At 71.2% G+C, this 21,679-nt stretch carries 19 protein-coding genes and 1 pseudogene; 3 read left to right on the forward strand and 17 right to left on the reverse strand.

Annotation, left to right across the window (positions count from 1 at the left end; all coding sequences use genetic code 11):
• Positions 1-66: 66 nt before the first annotated feature.
• Entirely contained in the window at positions 67-1,110 is a 1,044-nt protein-coding gene (locus ABTX18_RS25130) for an esterase/lipase family protein (RefSeq protein WP_352125001.1), read from the reverse strand.
• Positions 1,111-1,449: 339 nt separating this feature from the next.
• Between ABTX18_RS25130 and ABTX18_RS25135 the strand changes: the two genes are divergently transcribed.
• Positions 1,450-3,204 (forward strand): alpha/beta fold hydrolase, encoded by a 1,755-nt coding sequence (locus tag ABTX18_RS25135; RefSeq protein ID WP_352125002.1) that lies wholly within the window; start codon positions 1,450-1,452, stop codon positions 3,202-3,204.
• Here the strand turns inward: ABTX18_RS25135 and ABTX18_RS25140 are convergent.
• On the reverse strand, positions 3,191-4,444 hold the full coding sequence (locus ABTX18_RS25140; protein WP_352125003.1) for a beta-ketoacyl-[acyl-carrier-protein] synthase family protein: 1,254 nt from the start codon (positions 4,442-4,444) through the stop codon (positions 3,191-3,193). The two genes, ABTX18_RS25135 and ABTX18_RS25140, sit on opposite strands and share 14 nt — an antisense overlap.
• Before the next feature lie 727 nt (positions 4,445-5,171).
• Between ABTX18_RS25140 and ABTX18_RS25145 the strand changes: the two genes are divergently transcribed.
• On the forward strand, positions 5,172-5,693 hold the full coding sequence (locus ABTX18_RS25145; protein ID WP_352125004.1) for a winged helix-turn-helix domain-containing protein: 522 nt from the start codon (positions 5,172-5,174) through the stop codon (positions 5,691-5,693).
• A 158-nt stretch (positions 5,694-5,851) separates the two neighbouring features.
• Here the strand turns inward: ABTX18_RS25145 and ABTX18_RS25150 are convergent.
• The 7 genes and pseudogenes from ABTX18_RS25150 to ABTX18_RS25180 all read right to left on the reverse strand — a co-directional run.
• Positions 5,852-5,965, reverse strand: a pseudogene (locus ABTX18_RS25150) (oxidoreductase); the annotation flags it as partial.
• 87 nt (positions 5,966-6,052) lie between these two features.
• On the reverse strand, positions 6,053-6,778 hold the full coding sequence (locus ABTX18_RS25155) for a LuxR C-terminal-related transcriptional regulator (protein WP_352125005.1): 726 nt from the start codon (positions 6,776-6,778) through the stop codon (positions 6,053-6,055).
• Positions 6,779-6,880: 102 nt separating this feature from the next.
• Positions 6,881-8,314: an MFS transporter gene (locus ABTX18_RS25160; RefSeq protein ID WP_352125006.1), complete on the reverse strand. Its 1,434-nt coding sequence runs from the start codon at positions 8,312-8,314 to the stop codon at positions 6,881-6,883.
• Positions 8,315-8,424: 110 nt separating this feature from the next.
• On the reverse strand, positions 8,425-9,354 hold the full coding sequence (locus ABTX18_RS25165) for a HesA/MoeB/ThiF family protein (protein ID WP_352125007.1): 930 nt from the start codon (positions 9,352-9,354) through the stop codon (positions 8,425-8,427).
• Entirely contained in the window at positions 9,351-10,346 is a 996-nt protein-coding gene (locus tag ABTX18_RS25170) for a hypothetical protein (protein ID WP_352125008.1), read from the reverse strand. Before ABTX18_RS25170 ends, ABTX18_RS25165 begins: the two co-directional genes overlap by 4 nt.
• A complete protein-coding gene (locus ABTX18_RS25175; protein WP_352125009.1) occupies positions 10,343-11,569 on the reverse strand; it encodes an acyl-CoA dehydrogenase family protein in 1,227 nt (408 codons plus the stop codon). The genes ABTX18_RS25170 and ABTX18_RS25175 overlap by 4 nt, the downstream gene beginning before the upstream one ends.
• 79 nt (positions 11,570-11,648) lie before the next feature.
• The gene (locus ABTX18_RS25180) at positions 11,649-12,041 is read right to left on the reverse strand and encodes a hypothetical protein (protein WP_352125010.1); all 393 of its coding nucleotides are present in this window, start codon (positions 12,039-12,041) and stop codon (positions 11,649-11,651) included.
• A 638-nt stretch (positions 12,042-12,679) separates the two neighbouring features.
• Between ABTX18_RS25180 and ABTX18_RS25185 the strand changes: the two genes are divergently transcribed.
• Entirely contained in the window at positions 12,680-13,828 is a 1,149-nt protein-coding gene (locus ABTX18_RS25185) for a SagB/ThcOx family dehydrogenase (RefSeq protein ID WP_352125011.1), read from the forward strand.
• A 4-nt stretch (positions 13,829-13,832) separates the two neighbouring features.
• On the opposite strand, the gene ABTX18_RS25190 is transcribed toward ABTX18_RS25185, so the two are convergent.
• The 8 genes from ABTX18_RS25190 to gap all read right to left on the reverse strand — a co-directional run bounded on the left by ABTX18_RS25190 (position 13,833) and on the right by gap (position 21,588).
• Positions 13,833-15,344: a PH domain-containing protein gene (locus ABTX18_RS25190; protein WP_352125012.1), complete on the reverse strand. Its 1,512-nt coding sequence runs from the start codon at positions 15,342-15,344 to the stop codon at positions 13,833-13,835.
• The gene (locus ABTX18_RS25195) at positions 15,341-15,856 is read right to left on the reverse strand and encodes a PH domain-containing protein (RefSeq protein WP_352125013.1); all 516 of its coding nucleotides are present in this window, start codon (positions 15,854-15,856) and stop codon (positions 15,341-15,343) included. The genes ABTX18_RS25190 and ABTX18_RS25195 overlap by 4 nt, the downstream gene beginning before the upstream one ends.
• A gap of 4 nt (positions 15,857-15,860) precedes the next feature.
• Positions 15,861-17,513, reverse strand: coding sequence for a glucose-6-phosphate isomerase (gene pgi, locus ABTX18_RS25200; RefSeq protein ID WP_352125199.1), 1,653 nt, complete (start codon positions 17,511-17,513; stop codon positions 15,861-15,863).
• Between the two features lie 170 nt (positions 17,514-17,683).
• Positions 17,684-18,019, reverse strand: a complete 336-nt coding sequence (locus ABTX18_RS25205) for an RNA polymerase-binding protein RbpA (RefSeq protein ID WP_078622699.1) — start codon at positions 18,017-18,019, stop codon at positions 17,684-17,686.
• A gap of 108 nt (positions 18,020-18,127) precedes the next feature.
• Positions 18,128-18,364 carry a preprotein translocase subunit SecG gene (secG, locus tag ABTX18_RS25210; RefSeq protein WP_018104607.1) on the reverse strand — a complete coding sequence of 79 codons (237 nt, stop codon included), beginning with the start codon at positions 18,362-18,364 and terminating at the stop codon, positions 18,128-18,130.
• 110 nt (positions 18,365-18,474) lie between these two features.
• Entirely contained in the window at positions 18,475-19,251 is a 777-nt protein-coding gene (gene tpiA, locus ABTX18_RS25215; protein ID WP_352125014.1) for a triose-phosphate isomerase, read from the reverse strand.
• 6 nt (positions 19,252-19,257) lie between these two features.
• A complete protein-coding gene (locus tag ABTX18_RS25220; protein WP_352125015.1) occupies positions 19,258-20,469 on the reverse strand; it encodes a phosphoglycerate kinase in 1,212 nt (403 codons plus the stop codon).
• 108 nt (positions 20,470-20,577) lie between these two features.
• Positions 20,578-21,588, reverse strand: a complete 1,011-nt coding sequence (gene gap, locus ABTX18_RS25225) for a type I glyceraldehyde-3-phosphate dehydrogenase (RefSeq protein WP_352125016.1) — start codon at positions 21,586-21,588, stop codon at positions 20,578-20,580.
• Positions 21,589-21,679 lie beyond the last annotated feature (91 nt).

Raw genomic sequence — 21,679 nt, forward strand, 5'->3', positions numbered from 1 at the left:
CCGAGGGCGGGCCGGGCCGTTCGTCGTGCCCGCGCCGACGGGGCCGCCGCCTGTCGGGCCGCCGCCTCAGGGCGCGAGCGCGCAGTCGGGGCGGCTCGCCGTCGTCGGGTCGAGGGCGTTGCGTACGAGCCGCAGGACGACCGGGTCGTAGGGGCTGCCCATGTGGCCCGTCCGGTCCTGCGGGCAGATGTCCTGGACGGTGATGTTGGTGACCGGATCGGCGGGGAGCGCGGGGCTGAGGTATTGGCGCTCGTACGGCGTCACGATCCTGTCCCGTCGGGTGACCAGCGTGGTGTACCGCACGCCGGGGAGGGTGTCACCGCCCGCGTCGAGCCTGGTGTTCACGGCCGAGCCGATCGTCTGGTCGGCCAGCGCCTGCCCGCCGAACCGGGCCGCCGGGGCGAGGACGCGCAGGCGCTGGGCGAGGGTGGCCAGCCCGGAGACGGTGCTGCCGTGGTTGGCCGGGGCGATGCCGATCAGATGGTGCACCTTGTTGCGGGCCGGATCGCCCGCTTCGGTCCCGCCCGCGAACTTCAGGTAGTAGCGCGGAAGGATGCCGCCCCCCTGGGAGTGGCCCACCAGGTCGACCTGGCGGGCTCCCGTCCGGTCCAGGACCCGGTCGACGAAGCGGGCGACCTCGTCGGCGGATTCGGGGACGGCGGCTCTTGCCTTGATGACGTCGCCCCGCGGGGCGCCGAAGTTGCCGGCGAAGACGCAGTAGCCGTCGGCCGCCAGCCGGGGCGAGAGCGCGCTCCAGTTGTCGTAGGCGTTCTCGTACGTGCCGTGCAGCAGGACCACCGGCCGGGGGTGCCGGGGGCCGGGGACGCAGCTCCAGTCGTTGGCGCCGGGTGGCGGGGCGTCGGGGTGGTCGGTGGAGGCCAGGAAGGCGCGCTTCCACAGGAGGTAGCCGCTGCCGCTGTCCGTATCGGCCGCGGCGACGGCCGTCCGCGGCTGTGTACCCGGGGTGCGGTCGTGCGGGATGCCGTCGTGCGGGGCGGTTGTCGCCGCGGCGGCGAGGAACACGGCGCCGAGGACGGCCGGTACGGCGGTCCTGCGGAGTAGCCGGCCCCGGTCGTTCGGGTCGGTGGGGCGGAGAAGCGGGAACTGCATGGAAGGTGCCTCCCGGACGGTTCTGCGCGCTCCCTGTCGGGGCGCGGGCGGAGAGTGGTGTCATCCGTTGGGGTGGTACGCGGCCGGCCCGGCGGGCCCCTGGCCGTGCCGCCCGCACGCCGGCCGGTGCGCTCCCGCCCCTGTCGCGCGAGGCGTCCGGCCGGCGCGGAGCGTACGGGCCCCTGTGCGGGCCGCCGCGCGTTCGAGTGACGCCACGACGGGGCTCGTTCACAGTGAGTGACAACGCCGGTACGGTGACAGGCGATGCGTCCGGGCCGGTGCGCCCGCTTCCGTTCCCGACGCCAGACGTCAACTCGTGCTCCGCCGCTAGGAGATGGCATGCCCGCGAACTCGGTTGTCTTCGGTGCCGGTGGCTTCATCGGCCGCTCCTTGGTCAGCGAACTCCTGCGCCGTGGCCAGGAGGTCGCGGCCGCCGTGCACGGCAGCGGCGACCGGCTCCTGGAGTGGCTTGCGGACCAGCAGGTGGACACCGGCCGGCTCACCGTCGTCCCGTCCGACATCACCCGGCCGGGACTCGGTCTGCCGGAACACGGCCTGGACGATGTGCGCGACGTGTACAACACCGCCGCGCGGTTCGCCTTCGGCATGAGCCCGGCGGAGGCGAGAGCGGTCAACGTGGAGGGGGCCGTCCACGTCGTGGAGTGGGCGGCGGCCCTTCCGCGGCTGCGCCGGGTGGTGCACATCAGCGGCTACCGCATGGCCGCCGCCGAGGCCTCCTCGCCCGACTACCGGCGCGACGGCGCCTACGAGGCGTCCAAGCGGGAGGGCGACGCGGCGGTGCGGGCGCGCGCCCACGCACTCGGTGTCCCCCTGACCGTCGCCAACCCCAGCACGGTGATCGGGCCGGGGCAGTCCGTCGGCCTGGCCGATCTGGTCGGCGAGCTCTGGCGGGGCCGCCTTGTCGCGCTGCCCGGCGGGCCCGACATCTTTCTGCCCGTCGTCGGGCTCGACTACTTCGTACAGTTCCTGGCCTCCGTTCCGGAAAGGCGTGAGAGCGCGAACGGCACCTACTGGTTGCTGGACGACGCCACGCCGACCCTGCCGCGGCTCGTCGCCCTGCTCGCGGAGCACATGGGGGTGCGGGCGCCGCGCCGCTTCGTCCCGGTCGGCGTCGTGAAGCGGCTGCCCCGCGCGCTCACCAGGGCGGACCCCGAGACCCTGTCCTTCCTGTCCACCGACCGCTACGACACCGCGCCCTCGCGGCGCCTGGCGGACTCCGTCGGGCTGGAGATGCCTCCGGTGCGCGAAGCGCTGCGCGCCTGGGCCGACGAACTGGTCGCCACCCGCTTCGGCCGGGTCCGGGCGCCGCGCGCGGCGTACGGCTTCCACCAGGTCGGCACGGACCGGACCTGGGTGGTGGGCGAGCGGGAGCGGCCCGGGTACGTGTTCCTGCACGGGCTGCCCGTCAACGCCGACTCGTGGTCGCCGGTGGCCGACCGGGTGGACGCTCCGTTCCTCGCCGCCGACCTGCCGGGGTTCGGGAGGTCGGCGCGCGCCCGGCAGTCGCACGACGCCTGGCTCGCCGCCCTCCTCGCACCCGTCCGGGGGCGGCCGGTGCTGGTCGCCCATTCGTACTCCTGCGGACCGGCCCTGCGGTTCGCCCTGCGGCACCCCGAGCGCGTCGGTGCGCTGGTGCTCGTCTCTCCGGCCTTTCTCCAGCCGGCCTCCTCCTGGCTGACGCGCTCCCCTCTGGCGGTGCCGGCCCTGCGGGGGATGACCGCCGAGCGGCTGGCCGGCTCGCTCGGCGTCCCGCACGAGGGGCACCTCGACGGGCCCGTGGACGATCTGCGGCGCGCCGGGGCGGCGCTCCGGGTGGTCGCCGCCCTGCGCTCGGCGTACGGGCAGCGCGCCGCCCTGCGCAGCGCCTTGCGGCGCGTCACGTCCACCGTGGGAACCGTGGAACTCGTCATCGGCTCGCTGGATCAGCTGGAGGAGCCGAGCCACCTGCCCGTCACCGAGATCGCGTCGGCCGGCCACTACCCGCAGCTCACCCACCCGGAGGATGTCGCGCGTCATCTCGTCGCGGTGAGGGAGCGGTCCGGTGGCGGTGCGCCGCCCGTCACACGCGGGTGAACGCCAGGACCACGTTGTGGCCGCCGAACCCGAAGGAGGTCGACAGGGCGGCTGTGGCGCCGGCCTTGCGTGGCGCGCCGGTCACCAGGTCGAGTTCGATGCCGTCCCCCACCTCGTCCAGATTGCGGACGGCGGGCACCAGGGAGTCCTTGAGGGCCAGCACCGTGAGAATCGCCTCCACGGCACCCGAGGCGCCCAGGAGGTGGCCCGTCGCCGACTTGGCGGCCGTGACCACCGGGTGGCTGCCCACCGCGGCCGTCAGGGCCCGGGACTCCGCGACATCGCCCTGCGGCGTCCCGGTGGCATGGGCGTTGACGTGGCCGATGTCGCCGCCGGTGACGCCGGCGTCCCGCAACGCCTCCTCGATGGCGCGGACCTGGCCCCCGGCATCCGGCAGCGTGATGTGGTGGGCGTCGGACGTGACGCCGGCCCCCGCCAGGGCGGCGTGTACGCGCGCTCCGCGTGACCGGGCGAATTCCGCCCGTTCCAGCACGACCATGCCCGCACCTTCGGACATCACGAAGCCGTCCCTTCCCCGGTCGAAAGGGCGGGAGGCCAGGTCGGGCTCGTCGTTGCGCAGCGACAGGGCCCGCATCTGCGCGAAGGCGCCGATCGAGAGCGGGTGGAGGCACGCGTCCGTACCGCCGGCCACCACCACGTCGGCGCGGCCGGCCCGGATCAGCAGCGCCCCGACGGCGATGGCCTCGGCGCCCGACGCACAGGCGCTGGTCGGGGCGTGGGTGCCCGCGCGGGCCCCGACCAGCAGACTGACCACGGCCGAGGCTCCGTTGGGCATCAGCCGGGGCACCGTATAGGGGGAGACGGCTCGTCCGCCGCGCTTCCTCAGCACGTCGTACTGGTCCAGCATGGTGAGCCCGCCTCCGATGCCGGTGCCCACCACGACCGCCAGCCGTTCGGATTCGACCTCCGGGGGCCCCGCGTCGGACCACGCCTCCCCGGCGGCGGCCAGCGCCGCCGCCTGGCTGCGGTCGAGCCGCCGCCGCCGGACCCGGTCGACTGCCGTGTACGGGTCGCGGTGCATGCTGCCCGCGATGCGGACCGGCAGCCGGGCCGCCCATGGGGCTTCGATCGCCGCGATGCCGGACCGCCCCGCCAGCAGCCCCTCCCAGGTGCCGCGGACATCGGCGCCGAGTGGGGTCGTGGCCCCCATGCCCGTCACCAGCACGGCCTCCGCCGGCCGGCCCCCCGGGCCCGCGCCTTCACCCGGCGTGCGTCGCACGGGGGTCTCCCTGTCCCGGTCGGGTCGCCCACGGCGTGCAGGTGCTCAGTCCGGCGACGGTGAGCGTCATGACGGCACGCAGCAGGTCACCGGCGCCCGCCACCTGAGCGGGGTTGCCGGCGGCGGGCGCCGGGCTTCCCCGGTCCGCGCATTCAGCGTGTTTACACGCATTCAATTCTCCGGTCACATGCATAGCCTCTCCCTCTCCCTGTCCTTAATTCCTTTTGCGCCGGGCATGGCTGGAAAATGCCGTAGCTCCCGGGACGCGACCGGACCGCAGAATGCCTCGGCGGCACGGCAGAGCTCCCGGCACGGATTGCCTCGCCTTCGGCCCACCACCCCAATCTATGGGCGGCCGGCCGTTACCCGCCTCAGGCGTTCTACTGATTCCCGTCTCCCCCTTTCAGCGGACCTCTCACCCATAAGGAGGGGCCCAAACGCGCCGGTCACAGACTCGGGAGGGAATCTCCGGCCCTTTCGGAGTGAGTAGCGCAGCAGCACCGGAACCATGATCAAATACTTTCCGATTTGTCGTACAATGCCTTCGGTTATTGCTTATTGCCACGACCCTCGGGTGTGCTGCATAGTAAAGAAAGATGCTGCAGAGAACAGTTTTCACGCGTGCCTCACGATCTCCATGCGCTTCAAAAATAAATCAGCGCGCAGAATGGCGAGGTGTCCACGGGTGACTTTCCCGTTCTCCTGCAAATCCGGAAAGGGAAGATTCATGTCACACACCAGCACGGCCCAAACCTCCTCGGTGGAGGAGAAAGTCCATGTAGTCCGCTGGCCGCTCGAAGCGTCGAAGCTGGAGCAGCACCGGCGCACGGGCGCCCTGCGCCTCCTCGTGATCGAGAACGGGGGGACGCCGCCGGTCTCCACCGACGTGCGCGAGGACTGGGTCCGTTCGCCGATCACCCGCGAGGACTTCGCCGCCCGCATCTCGGCCCTGCGCGCCCGGGCCGCGTCGCACGACGTACCGGTTCTCGACCACGACGGCCTGCTGCGGTACGGCAGCCGTGTGGTGCCCGTTTCCCCGACGGAGACGTACCTGCTGCGACCCCTGGTCCAGCGCTTCGGGAGCCTGGTGGCCCGCCATGAGCTGCTCACCCTGCTGAGCACCCGGGGCAGCACGGCGAGCCGGAACGCCCTGGATCTGCACGTGATGAGGATCCGGCGGCGGGTCCTGCCGCTGGGCCTGCGCGTCCGCACGGCCAGCCGGCGCGGCTATCTCCTGGAAGGAGGCTGAGGAACATCGCAACGGAACCCGGCGCCAGCGTCTTTCGTTTGGATCAGGCCGGATCAGGGAGCGGGGTCCGGTACGTGCAGCCGCAAGGCGGAGGAGGGATCCTGATCTGGATCCGCAGCCTCCGCCTCACCGGGTGATCCCACGCGGAACAGGTCCTGACGGCCGATCTTGTCCAGCTCGGCGAGGTCCTCGTCGGAGAGCGGGAGTCCCGCGCCGGCGACGTTCTCGCGCAGGTGCGCCACCGACGAGGTGCCGGGAATGAGCAGGATGTGGCCCGCGCACAGCCGCTCCCTCGCCCTCGCCGGGCTGATCCGCACAGCCACACGACTATGACCTCGAAGTGAACGGGTGATGCCGCCTCACCGCGCGGAGAGCTGCCGCCCGCCGGAGCAGCCGCACACCGGTGGCACCAGCCCGGTCCGGTAGGCGTAGATCACGGCATGGACCCGGTTGCGCAAGTGCAGCTTGTCGAGCAGGTGCTGCACATGGGTCTTGACGGTGCTCTCGCTCAGCACCAGTGCGGCCGACATCTCCGCGTTGCTGAGGCCGTCGGCCAGGAGCCGCAGGACCTCCCGCTCCCGCCGCGTCAGCGACTCGGCGCGTGAGCGTTCCGCGGCCGTCCCCCGACGGCACGCCGACGGGGACCACGGCTCACCCTGCCCGGGGTGGCGCGGGCCGGAGTCCTCGTAGACGGTGTACCCCGCCGCGACCATGTGGACGGCGGACAGCAGCTGGCCGGGTGTGGCACGGTTCAGCACCACGCCCCTGGCGCCGGCCCGCAGCGCTTCCCTCGCGGTGTCGTCGGTCCCCTGGGTCATCAGCAGGACCCCCGGCATCTCGTCCCCGCACCGCACGGCCAGCGCGGCGACCATACGGACGGCGTCGAGTCCCGGTGACTGGGCGTCGGCGAGCACCACGTGGGGGCGCAGACGGCATGCCTGGCGCTCGGCATCGGCGGCGTCACGGGCCTCCCCCGCCACCTCGATGGTCTCGTCCCGGTCGAGGACGGCACGGATGCCGGCGCGGGTGATGGCCCGGTCGCCGACGAGCAGGATGCGGACGCGTGCGGTGATCGGTCTGTCCATTCCTTCGGGGCGTGGCATACGCCGTGGGGGGCCGGATCGCCGGTGCGGCCCTCCCGGGCCGCCGCCGGACGACCGGGGAAGGGCCGGAGGGCCGCTGGGCGGTCAGGCCGGAGCGGTCCCGGTGTCCTGGAGGGCCGCCTTGCCGTCCCTTCCGGCGGCGCGGCCCGCGTGCCGGTGCCTCGGCGTCGCGAGGACCGCGAGCGCGCCGGCCGCGATGAGGCACGCGCCGGTCCACAGCGCGGGGATCATGCCGTCGGTGAAGCCGCCGGGAGTGGTGAGGTCGCCGTGCGCGGTGAACACGGAGGCCAGTACGGCGACTCCGAGGACGCCGCCCAGTTCCCGCAGCGCGTTGACGGAGCCCGAGGCCATGCCCCGGTCCTCGGCGGCGACCGAGCTCATCACCAGGTTCGCCGTCGGGGAGAAGTAGAACGTCATCCCCAGCCCGCACAGGACCAGCGCCGGGATCAGGGTGGAGTAGCCGACGTCCGGTGAGACGCGGATCGCGATCCAGCTCAGCCCGCAGGCCTGGAAGGTCAGGCCGAGCGCCACGATGGAACGGCTGCCGATCCGGTCGGAGAGGAAGCCGACCACCGGCGCGACGAAGATCGGCACCGCCGTCCAGGGCAGGATGCGCAGTCCGGCCTCCATCGGTGAGTATCCCCGCGGTCCCTGGAAGAACTGCGTGAGCAGGAAAACCGAGCCGAACATCCCCGCGAACATCAGCAGCCCTGCCGCGTTCATCCCGCTGAAGGTCCGGTGGCGGAAGAGCCTCATGGGGAACATGGGCAGGTCGGTCCGGAGTTCCCAGGCGACGAACGCTCCGAGGACCAGGGCGCCGCCCGTCAGCGCGGCCAGGACCCGGGTGCTGGTCCAGTCGTCGGCGGGGCCCTGGATGAGGCCGAACACGATGCCGAACAGCCCGGCGCCGGCCAGTACGGTCCCCACCAGGTCCAGCCGGGCGTTCGGGCCGCGGCTCTCGGCCAGTTTCCACCGCGCGAGCGGCAGGACCGCGAGTCCGATCGGCACATTGATCCAGAAGATCCACTGCCAGGTCAGATGCTCCACGGTCACACCGCCGATCAGAGGACCCATGGCGATGGCGAGGCCTTCGACCGCGCTCAGGGCTCCGAGGACGGCCCCGCGGCGGGCAGCGGGCGCCACCGCCGTGAGCAGCGTCAGGTTGAGGGGCATCAACGCGGCGGCGCCGAGCCCCTGCACGGCACGGGCCGCGATCAGGGCGCCGATGCCGGGGGCGAGCGCAGCCGCCGCCGACGCGGCGGTGAAGACGCTCAGGCCCACCACGAACATGCGACGCCTGCCGAACCGGTCGCCGAGGGCGGCACCTGGCAGCATGAGAACCGCGTAGGTGAGGGTGTAGGCGTTGACCGTCCACTCGAGCTGCTGGATGTCACCACCGAGGCTCTCACTGATCGCGGGCAGCGCGGTGATGACGACGAGGTTGTCGAGGGAGACCATGGCCACGCCCAGGCCACAGCACAGGAACGTCCACAGGACGTTCCGCTTCGAGACATTCATGATTGCCTTTTCCTGGGAGTGTGCCGCGCCGGACACCGGCGGCGGGGCGCCGGTGTCCGGCGTGCCCGCCGCCGGCCCCTCGTGCGCGGCGTCGTTCAGTGCGGCGTCGTTCAGTGCGCGCGTTGCCGGCGCATGATGCGGATCACCGGCGGTACCAGGGCCGCCAGTTGGACCGGCCACGACAGACGGCTGAGCCAGCGCTCATGGAAGGGCCGGGCCATCTGGTGGACGTCCATGCGCACTTCGGCGCGTACGGACTTCCCGGCGAGGATCCGTACGGCCATGTGGGAACTCAGCACCCCGAACGCCGTGGCGGTGTAGGCCACTTGCGGGAAGCTGTAGTCCGTACGCAGATGGTTGGCGCGGATCTCCGCCAGCATCTCGGCCGGTACCCTGCGCAGCGGCACGGCACGGCGCAGCAGGTCCCAGGTGTCCATGCGTTCGATGTCGGCCACGGTGATGGCGCCGGCGAACGGCTCCTGGATGCGCCGGTAGTCGTAGCAGCGCACGTACTGGGTGCCTGCCATGTCCCAGCCGGTGATCAGAGGCAGCCGCCGCTGGACCGCCACGCGGTGTAGCAGGTGCTTGGCGCGCCAGCCGTCGGGGGTGGTGACGTCCACCCCGTCGATGATCAGCTGGCAGGGCGCGGTGAGTTTCTGCACCGTCTGCGAGGTCACCCCGTCGGCGAACACCGTCACCCGGGCGTGCGGGTTGATCGCCATGATGCGTTCGGCGGCGCCCGCGGCCTTGTTCTGGTCGATGTCGGCGGCGACCGCGCTCTGCCGGTTCAGGTTGTTCAGTTCGTACGTTCCGGGGTCGGCCACCAGGAAACGCTGCACGCCGAGCCGGGTCAGCGGCTCCACGGCCGCGCCGCCGATGGAGCCGCAGCCGGCGACGAGGACCGTCGCCTTGCGGAGCGCCTGCTGCTCGGCCTCGGGGACGACACCGGCGTTGCGGGTGACCAGCTCGTCGTAGAAGGCGCGGTGCGGCCCGGACTCCCCCTTGCCCGCCGGCTGCCGGCTGATGTCCTCCAGGGTCATCGGGTACCTCCACGCTGGCGGGGGATCAGGGGGCCGTCGGTCTTCCGTCTGCGCCCGGCGAGCCTGGCGACCATGTCGTGATGCGAGGTCAGGTCGCTGGTGCCGTCCAGATAGGACCGGATGACGTCGCGGTACCAGGGCAGGTCGTCGGGCACCGGGGCGACGAACGGCTTGGCGACGATCCCCTGGTGGTAGATCGGCGCCAGCGGGTCCGAGGCGGGAAGGCTCGGAGACGTGTCCTCGATGACGCGCAGGTCGAAGCCGCCCAGGCGCAGGTGGCGCAGGGCCACGTGCTCCTTGGCGTCGCCGAGCACCAGGCGGATCGCGTCACCGAGCTGGATCATGGCGTCGCCCATGCCCAGCATGAGGTGCCACGGCACGCGGTCGTGCTGAATGCCGAGCGGCATCGCCTGGTCGCGCAGGAAGCGCTTGATCTCGAAGACCTGGTGGGTCCCCAGGCCGGGGCGCGCGTACGGTGCGAGCAGGTCGACGCCGTGGGCCACCTCGGTCGGGAACGGGGTGCGCCGTGACGAGTCGAGGGGGAGGCTCATGGCGTCCGACGAGCAGCTCAGTCCGACGTAGCCGCGGATCCTGCCGGTCCGCGAGCAGAGGGTCACGGTGTGGATGCTCTCGATCCCACCGGGCCGGGGCAGGGGTTCGTGGTAGGCGGCCGTCCGGTAGACGCGGTCGGCCGAGATCCAGCTCAGCCGCAGATACTGGGCGAGCCGGAAGCCGAGGATGCCCCTGAGGTAGCGGGCGGGGAACTGGCTGTCCCGCGCGGTCACGGTGATCAGGCCGCTCTGCTCGTCCTCCGCGTAGTTCAGCGGGGCACCGTCGATCTCCGCCGGAAGCTGCCGGTAGCTGAGCCGCTCGTGCAGTTCGATGATGTCGGCGACGTAGCGCAGCGCGCGCGAGCCCGTGGGGTCGGCGGATGCCGGAATGCTGGTGCGGACGTGACCGTCACCGGCTGCGGGCAGGGAGGACGCGTTCATTCGGCATCGTCCTCGGCGTAGAGGCTTTCGGTGATCGCGAGTGCCAGCACCTCGGGGGTGCCCTCGTAGATGCGGGTGCCGTAGGCGTCGCGGAGCATCTTCTCCACGCCGTGGGAGCGCAGGTAGCCCCGCGCGCCGACGAGGGAGCAGGCCGCGTCGGCCACGTCGATGGCCGCCCGGTCGGCGAAGAGCTTGGCGACGGCCGGCTCGTAGGCCGGTGGTGGCAGCTGGGTGTCCACGGTGTTCGCCGCGTGCAGGTAGAGGAGGCGGGCGGCGTCGACCTTGGCACTCATGTCGGCCAGCTTCGCCGCCGTGAACTGGTGCCGGTGCAGCAGTGCGCCGCCCTGCACCCGCTCGCCCGCCCAGGTGACGGCCTGTTCCAGGGCGCCGCGTGCCACGCCGGTGGAGATCCCGGCGACCGCGGCCCGGGCCATGTTGCTCTGCGCCATGTTGAGGGGCATGCCCTCGCCCTCGCCGCCGATCATGTTCTCGGCGGGCACCCGGACCTCATGGAACGTCAGTTCGCTGCCCAGGCAGGCCCGGTATCCCATCTTGTCGGCGACCGGGCCGCGGACCACGCCGGGGAGGTCCAGGGGCACGATGAAGGAGGTGAGCCCCGTGGCCCCGGGGCTGCCCTCCATGTTCGCGAACACCGAGGCGAACGCGGCGAACCGGGCGTTGGTGATGAACCGCTTCCTGCCGGACAGCACATAGGTGTCGCCGTCCCGGCGCGCGGTCATCACGTTGCGTGCGTGCGGCGCGTTGGAGGGAATGATCAGGTCGCAGCCCGCGTCCTCCTCCGTCACGGCGTTGCAGGCGAGCACCGGCTCGTCACCGGAGAACAGCGGCAGGTAGCGCGCCTGGAGGCGGGGATCGCCGGAGAGCAGGAGCGGGGCCTGGCCGAGCATGGTGGCGCCGAAGACGAGCGCGGTGCCGGGGCACACGGCGGCCACTTCCTCCAGGGCGGTGGCGACCCCGAGCATGCCGAGGCCGAGGCCCCCGTAGTCGACGGGAACGGCCGCCCGGGTCAGGCCGATCTCGTGGCCGCGGCGGACGACGTCCCAGTCGAAGTCCTCGGCGGGCGCCTGGTCCATCTCCTGGACCCGAGGCCTCACGACCTCGTGCGCGAACTTCCGCGCTTCCTCCTTGAGTTGCCGTACCCCGGGAGGCAGGACGTCGAAGTTCAGCTCCGGGGAGAGATCTCCCGACACATCGGTGGTCATGATTCTTGGGGCTCCTTGGGAAGTGGTTGTCGAGGGGATGCGGCGGGACGCCGCCGGGGGCAGGGGTACGGGCGGTGCGTCAGCCGTCGATGCCCGACTCGGCCGCGATCGCCGGGTAGCTGTCGAAGGCGGGCTGGAGCAGCGGCACCAGCTCCAGCACCTTCGCGATCCGGCCGCGGATCCGGACCTTCCCGGTGGCGATGGCGGCGGGCACCAGCAGCCGGCCAAGCCACAGCGCGTGCGCGGTGTCGCAGGACATCTTGAGGGTGATCGCGGCCTTGAACGGCGCCTCGCCCCCGAGGACGACGCCCTGGGGCGAGACGAAGATCCGGCAGTCCGGCTTCCTGTGCACCAGGTGCACGGAGAGCGACTCCCTGCGGGCCTTTTCCATGAACTGCTCGTCCTCCAGCAGCCTGGTGAAAAGCTGCCCGAACACGTCGTAGGCCTTTTCTTCGGACGGAAATACGCTCATGGTTCCCCTTCGCTGATTCGTTGGCCCGACGCCCGCATTACTGAATGGCTTTACGCCTCGAGTCGGGCACAGTGCCTACTCGGGGAGCGTCGGTGACAGCACGTTATGGCACGCCCCGGAGGGCTTCGTCCGCCTCGACAGGTAGCCGAAAAGATATGGAAAGAAATCGGTAAGCAACCTCACATCACTGCTCTGATCAGCGGTGATGCCTCACCAACACGACCGGACACCATGCCGGCCGACCCCGGAACAGTGCGTGATACCGCCCCCCAGAAATGCCACAGAAAGCAAAATCAAAGGCCATGGATAAGACCACGAAAGAGTGATGCCTCAGGACGCCTCTTGCGCAGCAGGAATTCATGGTGCGTTATGGATAGGTCATCGCTTCGACCCACGGAGCGAAGAAGCTGAAAGGAGTTGATCAGTGATGCGCAGTATCGAGATGCAGCACCGGATCGTCGTCCGGGCCGACCGCCCCAAGGCCGGTGAGGGTTCCACCTGGAACTGGACGTGGGCCTACCGCCAGGCCTGATCGCCGTCGCGTGGGGCCGGGTTCCCCCAGCCCCGGCCCCACGCGGCTTTCCCTCTCCTCCCCTCCCCCTCGCTCCACTTCACTTCCGTACCGTCGAGGAGTCACCTTGCGTCTGCGCCGCTCCCGTTGCCTGACGTGCTACTGGCACGAGGGCACGTTCGTCGTCCACCCCCACCCGCACGGCACACCCACGGCGCTGCACCCCGCGGCAGCCGAGATCCTGAGCGCGTTCGAGGAGTGGAACGCCCCTGAGGAGGCGGCCGGGCGTCTGGGTCATCTGACCCCGGACACCGTCGAGGCGGCCGTCGCGACGCTGCTCCGCGGTGGCGCTCTGCTGGCCGAGGGCAGCGCGGCCGCCCACCGCGACGACCAGATCGCCCGGCAGTGGGGCGCGTGGATGCCCGAGGCCTCGTTCTTCCACTACGCCACCTCGGACGTGTACGACCCCGGCGAGGGCGACGGCGAGGACCCGGCCGGCGCGGCCGACGGCGACGCGACCACGGCCGCCCCGGCGTCCGGCTCCTCGGCCCCGCCTCCGCTGTTCACCGGCCGTCCGCATGCTCCCCGGCTCCTGCTGCCCCGTCGGCCGGGCGCGCTCGGGGCACCGTTCGAACGTGTCCTTTACGACCGCCGCACCCACCGCGACTTCACCGGTGCGCCGGTGGCCCTGGACACCCTTGCCGCCTTGCTGGCCACGGTGTTCGGACCGGTCGACTTCATCGACTGCGGCCGCGGCGCGCTGTATCGCCGCACCAGCCCGCAGGGCGGCTCCCGGCAGGAGATCGACGCCTATGTCGGCGTCCTCGATGTCACCGGCCTCTCCGCCGGCTGGTATCGCTACAACGGGCTGCTGCACGCGCTGGAGCTGGTCTCCGAGGGGTTCACGCCCGAGGAGGCCGCCCATCTCTGCGCCGACCAGTCATGGGCCGAACGGCCCGCCTTCTTCGTCGTGCTCGCCGCGCGTCTGGAGCGGATGAGCGCGAAGTACCCGACGCCGCGCGCCTACCGCGTCTGCCTGCTGGACGCCGGGCACCTGGGGCAGACGTTCGCCCTGACCGCGACGGCCCTCGGTCTTGGACCCGCGCAGACCGGCGCCTTCAGGGATTCCGCGGTGGCCGGCCGGTGCGGCCTGGACAACACCGGTCACACCCCGTTGTACGTCCTGGCGGCCGGGCACCCCGCGCCGGAGCCCCGGGACGCCCCGCCGCCGGCGGGCATCGCCGCCTTCGACGCCACCACTCTGGTGGCGCCGTGACCTCCTAGGACCGGTCGAGGAACGGCTCGAGCAGGCCGGGCACGGCATCCGCCGCGAAGGCCAGGCCCTCGGAGGCGTCCGCGTCGCGCACCGTGTAGGCGCCCGCCCCGGCCGAGGTCGTGGCGGTGATGCTCAGCAGCCCGGCCCGGCGCTGGAAGTACGACTGCCGCACCGTCCAGCCGATCACCCCGGTCCGCCGCAGCGCGGCCGTGGACCGCCGGAGCGTGCCGGAGCGGGTCACCAGATACGCGCCGCTCACGGCGTGCCCCAGCGCCCGGTACGCGTCGAGGGCCAGCGGCACGGCGAGGGACAGGGACACCACCGCCCAGCCGAGCGCCGCCCAGAACAGTACGGGCGTCAGCAGGGCGCCCAGGACCGCCAGGAGCAGCGCGGGAAGCAGGCACGCCCCGACGGCCCGGCGCAGACGGCGGTCCCGGGCGGCCGGCGGATGAGCGGTGAGCGGGGCGGCGGCCGGCGAGGCCTGCTCGCGGAGCACCTCGGCGGCGATCGCTTCGGCCACGGGGCGGGGTGCGGCCGGGAGGAGGGTGTCGTGGTCGGCGCCCCGCTCCTCCTCGTCCTTCGCCAGACCCGTCGTGATCGCGTCCAGCCGGGCGGCGCCGAACAGCCGGACACCCAGCGGCTCCACCAGGTCGACGCCCTGCAGCCGCCGCTCCTCCACCGAGAGCGAGCGCGCGGTCAGCAGGCCGCGGCGCACGCGCAGAGTCCCTCCGGGTTCGCGCTCCAGGCGGTAGTTCCACCACCTCTCGACCCAGAGCCCGAGCGCCCCGGCCACACCGGCCGCCAGCGCTCCGGCCGCCAGGACCACGAGTATCCAGAGCAGAGGGGTGTTCAGGAGCCGGCCGGCGACCCAGTCGATGACCTCGCCCTGCGCACCGGCCCAGTCGCTGACCTGCAGGACACCGCCGACCGCCGCTCCCCCGAGCATCGGGGCGACGAAGGAGACCGGTGCGTAGCGGATCCACCGGGGGTCCAGCGTCGCCAGCGTGCCGTCCCGGTGCGTACCCGGCGTCCGGGCGGTGACCCGGTCCAGGAGCTCTCGCCGCAGCCGCTCGCCTTCGGCGCGCGTGACGGGATCGAGTTCCAGGGGCGCCTCGCCGCCAGTGTGCTCACCGGTGCCGATCCGGACGGTGACCAGGCCGAGGATCCGCAGCAGGAGGTGGGCGGTGAGGTCGACGCTGCGGATGCGTTCCCTGGCGAGGGAGCGCCGTTTGAGGAGCAGCAGTCCGGTGTGCAGGTCGACGCGTTCGGCGCCGATCCGGTAGCGGGTGCGCCGCCATCGCACGTAGTCGCCCGCGGCCGCGCCGCCGATCAGGAGGACGGCTCCGGCCAGGACCCAGCCGATCCCTTTGGCGTACCCGAACCTCCCTGCCAGCCCGACCGCGGCCGGGACGGCGGCGCCGACGGCCACTCCCGCCGTGACGAGGGTGGTGACCAGGACCGTACGCGGATGGATGCGCCGCCACGGCGGGCCGTCCTGGCCGGCGGCCGTGCTCATGTGGCGTCGCCGGGGGTGTCCTGGGTGATCCGCGTGAGCCGGTCGGCGAGTTCGGCGGCGACCTCGTGGCCGAGGCCCTCGATCCGTACCGCGCCCTTGGCGGAGGCGGTGGTGACGGTGACGGTGGCCAGTCCGAAGAGCTGCTCCAGGGGCCCGCGCACGGTGTCCACGGTCTGGATCCGGGACATCGGGGCGATGCGCCATTCCTGCCACAGCACCCCGGTCCGTACGTACACCGCCTCGTCCGTGACCTCCCAGCGGTGCGTGCGGAACCACCAGAGGGGGACGAGGACGGCGCAGCCGGCGCCGAGGACCGCCAGCACCGCGGCGGGCACGAGCAGCCAGAACCGGGCGGACGCGAGGAACGCGCCCAGCACGGCCAGGACCGCCACCGGCACCGCCGTCAGCAGCAGCCACTGCGCCCGCCACCAGCCGACGGCGCGCGGGGCCGGCGCGTGGGCCGGGGCCCTGAGCCGGACCCTGCCTGCCGCCGTCCCCTCCCCCACGGCCATGGGCTCAGCGCCCCCGCAGCTCGCGGTACGCGGCGACGAGCGCGGCGGTCGAACTGTCCAGCTGTTCGGCGCCCTTGCCCTCCGTCAGCACGGGCTCGATCCGCTTGGCGAGGACCTTGCCGAGCTCGACACCCCACTGGTCGAAGGAGTCGATGTTCCAGATGGCGCCCTGGACGAAGACCTTGTGCTCGTACAGCGCGATCAGCTGGCCGAGCACGGACGGGGTCAGCCGGTCGGCGAGGATCGTCGTCGTCGGGTGGTTGCCGAGGAACGTCTTGTGCGGCACCAGCTCCTCGGGGACGCCCTCGGCGCGCACCTCGTCGGGCGTCTTGCCGAAGGCCAGGGCCTGGGTCTGCGCGAAGAAGTTGGCCATCAGCAGGTCGTGCTGGGCGACCAGGCCGGGCAGCAGGTCGTCGACCGGTTCGGCGAAGCCGATGAAGTCGGCCGGGATGACCTTGGTGCCCTGGTGGATCAGCTGGTAATAGGCGTGCTGCCCGTTGGTGCCGGGGGTGCCCCAGACGACGGGCCCGGTCTGCCAGTCGACGGGATTGCCGTCGCGGTCCACGGACTTGCCGTTGGACTCCATGTCGAGCTGCTGCAAGTACGCCGTGAACTTGGACAGATAGTGGCTGTAGGGCAGCACGGCGTGCGACTGGGCGTCGAAGAACGCGCCGTACCACACGCCCAGCAGGCCCAGCAGCAGCGGGGCGTTCTCCTCGGCCGGGGCGGTGCGGAAGTGCTCGTCGACGAGGTGGAAGCCGTCGAGCATCTCGCGGAACCGGCCGGGACCGATGGCGATCATCAGCGAGAGACCGATGGCGGAGTCGTACGAGTAGCGGCCGCCGACCCAGTCCCAGAACTCGAACATGTTGGCGGTGTCGATGCCGAAGCCGGCGACCTTCTCCGCGTTGGTCGACAGGGCCACGAAGTGCTTGGCCACGGCGTCCTGACCGGCCTTCAGGCCGGTGAGGAGCCAGTCGCGGGCCGAGGTGGCGTTGGTGATCGTCTCGATCGTCGTGAAGGTCTTCGACGCGATGATGAAGAGCGTCTCGGCCGGGTCGAGGTCGCGCACGGCCTCGTGCAGGTCGGCGCCGTCGACGTTGGAGACGAAGCGGAGGGTGAGCGAGCGGTCCGTGAAGGAGCGCAGCGCCTCGTACGCCATGGCGGGGCCGAGGTCGGAGCCGCCGATGCCGATGTTGACGATGTTCTTGATGGGCCGGCCGGTGTGACCGGTCCACTCGCCCGACCTGACACGGTCGGAGAAGGCCGCCATCTTGTCGAGCACCGCGTGCACGGCGGGCACCACGTTCTCGCCGTCGACCTCGATCACGGCATCGCGCGGGGCGCGGAGCGCGGTGTGCAGGACGGCGCGGTCCTCGGTGGTGTTGATCTTGTCGCCGCGGAACATCGCGTCGCGCAGCTCGGCGACCCCGGTGGCGGCGGCGAGCTCGCGGAGCAGCCTCAGCGTCTCGTCGGTGACCAGCTGCTTGGAGTAGTCGACGTACAGGTCACCGACGCGCAGGGCGTATCCCGTGCCGCGCTCGGGGTCGTCCGCGAACAGCTGGCGCAGACGGGTCGTCCCGAGCTGCTCACGGTGCTTTCCCAGCGCGGTCCATTCCGGCGTCTGGTTGAGCCTGGTTCGGCTTTGTGCGTTCATCCCGGACATCAGCCCACTTCTTCTCGTAACCGCAGTTCCCCGCTGCCCCTCCAACTTAATTGATCAGGGCGGCGGACGGGACAACGGCGGGCTGCGGCACGGCGAATGCGTTCCGGCCGGGCACCCTGGGGGTGTCCGGCCGGTGAACGACTTCTGTGGAGTTGGGGCTGTCAGATCTCGCCGCGGAGTTTGGCGAGGGCCTCGGCGAGGATGGCCTCACCGTCCGCGTCGCTGCGCCGCTCGCGTACGTACGCGAGATGCGTCTTGTACGGCTCGGTGCGCGGCGGGTCCGGCGGGCTGTCCCGGTCCTGGCCGGCGGGGAAGCCGCAGCGCGGGCAGTCCCAGGTCTCCGGTACCTGCGCGTCATGGGCGAAGCTCGGCTGCGTCTCGTGCCCGTTCGAGCACCAGAAGGAGATGCGGGCCCGGGGCGCGGACTCGCCGCGCTCGGCCTCCCCCATCGGCCCCGCTCCGACCCGGCTTCCCCGGATCGCGTTGCCACTTGCCACGGTCGTAACTCCCTGCGTGATGGTGCTCGAAGATGCCCCAGTCTACGTAAGGCCCAACGCGCGTCCAGTGGTTGGAGTTACACCATCACCGGAATCGCGTACGACGGGTCAGTTGTCCAGCTTGATGAGCAGACCAAGCACCACGATGCACGCGAACCAGCCCAGACCGACCACGACAGTGATCCGGTCGAGGTTGCGCTCGGCGACCGAGGAACCGCCGACGGACGACTGCATTCCGCCACCGAACATGTCGGAAAGGCCGCCGCCCTTCCCCTTGTGCATCAGCACCAGCAGCATCAGCAGCAGGCTGAAGACGATCAGGGCGATCTCGAACCCCAAAATCACGGCTGGTCCCTACTTTCCGAAAATTCCTGGCCGCATGTGCGAACAACGGGGGCCGGGAGGCTGCCCTCCTGGCCCCCGCAAGGGTACGACGGATCCGCGCTAGCGCATACTCACTGGTCGCGGAAGCGGACGATCTTGACGAACTCGTCGGCGTCCAGTGCGGCGCCGCCGATCAGCGCGCCGTCGACATCGGGCTGCGCCATGATCGCGGCCACGTTGCCGGACTTCACCGAGCCGCCGTACTGGATGCGGACGGCGTCGGCCAGCTCCTGCGAGTACAGCTCGGCCAGGCGGACGCGGATCGCACCGCAGACCTCCTGCGCGTCCTCGGGTGTGGCGACCTCGCCGGTGCCGATGGCCCAGACCGGCTCGTAGGCGATCACGATGGTCTCGGCCTGCTCGGCCGGGATGTCCTTCAGCGCGCCGTCGAGCTGAGCGAGCGTGTACGCGACCTGGTCACCGGCCTTGCGGATGTCCAGACCCTCGCCGACGCAGAGGATCGGGGTCAGACCGTGCTTGTAGGCGGCCTTCACCTTGGCGTTGCAGACGTCGTCGGTCTCCGCGTGGTACTGGCGGCGCTCGCTGTGGCCGACGGCGACGAAGGTGCACTTCAGCTTGGCGAGCATCGGGCCGGAGATCTCACCGGTGTACGCGCCGGAGTCGTGCGCCGAGATGTCCTGGGCGCCGTACTTGATCTTCAGCTTGTCGCCGTCGACCAGCGTCTGCACGGAGCGCAGGTCGGTGAAGGGCGGCAGGACGGCGACCTCTACGGCGTCGTAGTCCTTGTCGGCCAGGGCGAAGGCGAGCTTCTGGACGTGGGCGATGGCCTCGAGGTGGTTGAGGTTCATCTTCCAGTTGCCCGCCATCAGCGGGGTGCGAGTGGTCATGAAAGGTCAGTCCTCCAGTGCGGCGAGGCCGGGAAGCGTCTTGCCCTCGAGGTATTCGAGGCTGGCGCCGCCACCGGTCGAGATGTGTCCGAACGCGTTCTCGTCGAAGCCCAGGATGCGGACCGCGGCGGCGGAGTCGCCACCGCCGACCACGCTGAAGCCCGAGGAGTCGACGAGGGCCTGGGCGACGGCCCTGGTCCCCTCGGCGAAATCGGGGTGCTCGAAGACGCCCATCGGGCCGTTCCAGAAGACGGTGGCCGCGTCGGCGAGCTTCGATGCGTAGAGCTTGTTGGTCTCCGGGCCGTTGTCCAGCCCCATCTGCCCGGCCGGCATGGCGTCGGCGGCGACGGTGGTGGGGTGGGCCGGGGCCTTGGTCTTGAGGTCGGGGAACGCCGGGGCGACCACGACGTCGACGGGGAGCACGAACTCCACGCCCTTCGCCTCGGCGCGCTGGAGGTACTCCCGCACGACCGGGATCTGGTCCTCCTGCAGCAGCGAGCTGCCGACCTCGTGGCCCTGGGCCTTGAGGAAGGTGTACGCCATGCCGCCGCCGATGAGGATGCGGTCGGCCCGCTCCAGGAGGTGGTCGATGACGCCGAGCTTGTCGGAGACCTTGGCGCCGCCGAGCACCACGGCGTACGGCCGCTGCACGTCGTCGGTGAGCTTCTTCAGGACACCGACCTCGGTGGCGATCAGGTCGCCCGCGGCGTGCGGGAGCCGGGCCGGGAGGTCGAAGACCGAGGCGTGCTTGCGGTGGACGGCGCCGAAGCCGTCACCCACGTACAGGTCGGCGAGCTCGGCCAGCTGGTCGGCGAAGGCGCCGCGCTCGGCGTCGTCCTTCGACGTCTCGCCGGCGTTGAAGCGCAGGTTCTCGATGACGGCGACCTCGCCGTCGGCGAGCGCGGCGACCGTGGCGCGGGCGGACTCGCCGACGGTGTCGGTCGCGAAGGCCACGTCGGTCCCGAGGAGTTCACCGAGGCGGGCGGCGGCGGGCGCCAGCGAGAACGCCGGGTCCGGGGCGCCCTTGGGACGGCCCAGGTGCGAGGCGACGACGACCCGGGCACCGGCCCCGGCCAGCTTCGCCACGGTCGGCTGGACGGCGCGGATGCGGCCGTCGTCGGTGATGGTGGTGCCGCTGAGCGGCACGTTGAGGTCGGCGCGGACGAATACGCGCTTGCCGGTGACCCCTTCGGCGAGAAGTTCGTCGATCGTCTTCATCTGTCTGGACTCCTTGGAGGACGAGAGAGCATGCGACGGGGCCCGAACGGCGCCGCGTTGCGCCGTTCGAGCCCCGTGCTCACATCGAGGTGCCTGCCGATCCGAGGATCAGAGCTGGCCGCCGACGAAGACGGTCAGGTCGACGAGGCGGTTGGAGTAACCCCACTCGTTGTCGTACCAGCCGAGGATCTTCACCGTGTTGCCCTCCTGGACCATGGTCAGGGAGGAGTCGAAGGTGCAGGACGACGGGTCGCCGACGATGTCCGAGGACACGATCTGGTCCTCGGTGTACGTCAGGAAGCCCTTGAGGTCGCCGTCGTCGGACGCCTTCTTGAACGCGGCGTTGACCTCGTCCTTGGTGACCTCGCGCTTCAGGGTCACGACGAGGTCGGTGGCGGAACCGGTCGGGACCGGGACGCGCATCGCGATGCCGTCGAGCTTGCCCTTGAGCTGCGGCAGGACCAGGGCGGTGGCCTTGGCGGCGCCCGTCGTGGTCGGGATGATGTTCTCCGCGGCGGCGCGGGCGCGACGCAGGTCGGAGTGGGGGAAGTCCAGGATGCGCTGGTCGTTCGTGTACGCGTGGACCGTCGTCATCAGACCCTTGACGATGCCGAAGTTCTCGTCGAGAACCTTGGCCATCGGCGCCACACAGTTGGTGGTGCAGGAGGCGTTGGAGATGACGTGGTGGTTGGCCGCGTCGTACTTGTCCTGGTTGACGCCCATCACGATGGTGATGTCCTCGTCCTTGGCCGGAGCCGAGATGAGGACCTTCTTGGCGCCGCCCGCGATGTGCTTGGCGGCGTCGGCCTTCTTGGTGAAGATGCCGGTCGACTCGATGACGATGTCGACGCCCAGCTCGCCCCACGGGATGTCCGCCGGGTTGCGCTCGGAGAGCACCTTGATGGTGTGACCGTCGACGGTGATGGTGTCGGCGGTGTGGCTCACCTCTGCCTTGAGACGACCCAGAATGGTGTCGTACTTCAGCAGGTGGGCCGTGGTCGCAGTGTCACCCAGGTCGTTGACAGCCACGATCTCGATGTCCGCACCCTGCTCCAGCAGCGCGCGGAAGTAGTTACGACCGATGCGGCCAAAGCCGTTGATGCCTACGCGGATCGTCACGAACCGATCTCCTCGTTAGGTACGCCGGTTTTCGACGCCGGCGAGTTGTATGGGATGTCCCCGACCGCCTCCGACCCTACCTCTCCCAAGC

Origin of the sequence: Streptomyces sp. NPDC096323 (genome assembly GCF_040302845.1) — a bacterium.
GTDB lineage: Bacteria > Actinomycetota > Actinomycetes > Streptomycetales > Streptomycetaceae > Streptomyces.

Bases quoted from the DNA above. Each gene is read 5' to 3' on its own strand.
- ABTX18_RS25155 (WP_352125005.1), bottom strand. From the start codon at position 6,778: ATGGACAGACCGATCACCGCACGCGTCCGCATCCTGCTCGTCGGCGAC.
- ABTX18_RS25145 (WP_352125004.1), top strand. From the start codon at position 5,172: ATGTCACACACCAGCACGGCCCAAACCTCCTCGGTGGAGGAGAAAGTC.
- ABTX18_RS25170 (WP_352125008.1), bottom strand. From the start codon at position 10,346: ATGAACGCGTCCTCCCTGCCCGCAGCCGGTGACGGTCACGTCCGCACC.
- ABTX18_RS25175 (WP_352125009.1), bottom strand. From the start codon at position 11,569: ATGACCACCGATGTGTCGGGAGATCTCTCCCCGGAGCTGAACTTCGAC.
- ABTX18_RS25180 (WP_352125010.1), bottom strand. From the start codon at position 12,041: ATGAGCGTATTTCCGTCCGAAGAAAAGGCCTACGACGTGTTCGGGCAG.
- ABTX18_RS25135 (WP_352125002.1), top strand. From the start codon at position 1,450: ATGCCCGCGAACTCGGTTGTCTTCGGTGCCGGTGGCTTCATCGGCCGC.
- ABTX18_RS25220 (WP_352125015.1), bottom strand. From the start codon at position 20,469: ATGAAGACGATCGACGAACTTCTCGCCGAAGGGGTCACCGGCAAGCGC.
- ABTX18_RS25190 (WP_352125012.1), bottom strand. From the start codon at position 15,344: ATGAGCACGGCCGCCGGCCAGGACGGCCCGCCGTGGCGGCGCATCCAT.
- ABTX18_RS25130 (WP_352125001.1), bottom strand. From the start codon at position 1,110: ATGCAGTTCCCGCTTCTCCGCCCCACCGACCCGAACGACCGGGGCCGG.
- ABTX18_RS25165 (WP_352125007.1), bottom strand. From the start codon at position 9,354: ATGACCCTGGAGGACATCAGCCGGCAGCCGGCGGGCAAGGGGGAGTCC.
- ABTX18_RS25160 (WP_352125006.1), bottom strand. From the start codon at position 8,314: ATGAATGTCTCGAAGCGGAACGTCCTGTGGACGTTCCTGTGCTGTGGC.
- pgi (WP_352125199.1), bottom strand. From the start codon at position 17,513: ATGAACGCACAAAGCCGAACCAGGCTCAACCAGACGCCGGAATGGACC.
- tpiA (WP_352125014.1), bottom strand. From the start codon at position 19,251: ATGACCACTCGCACCCCGCTGATGGCGGGCAACTGGAAGATGAACCTC.
- ABTX18_RS25195 (WP_352125013.1), bottom strand. From the start codon at position 15,856: ATGGCCGTGGGGGAGGGGACGGCGGCAGGCAGGGTCCGGCTCAGGGCC.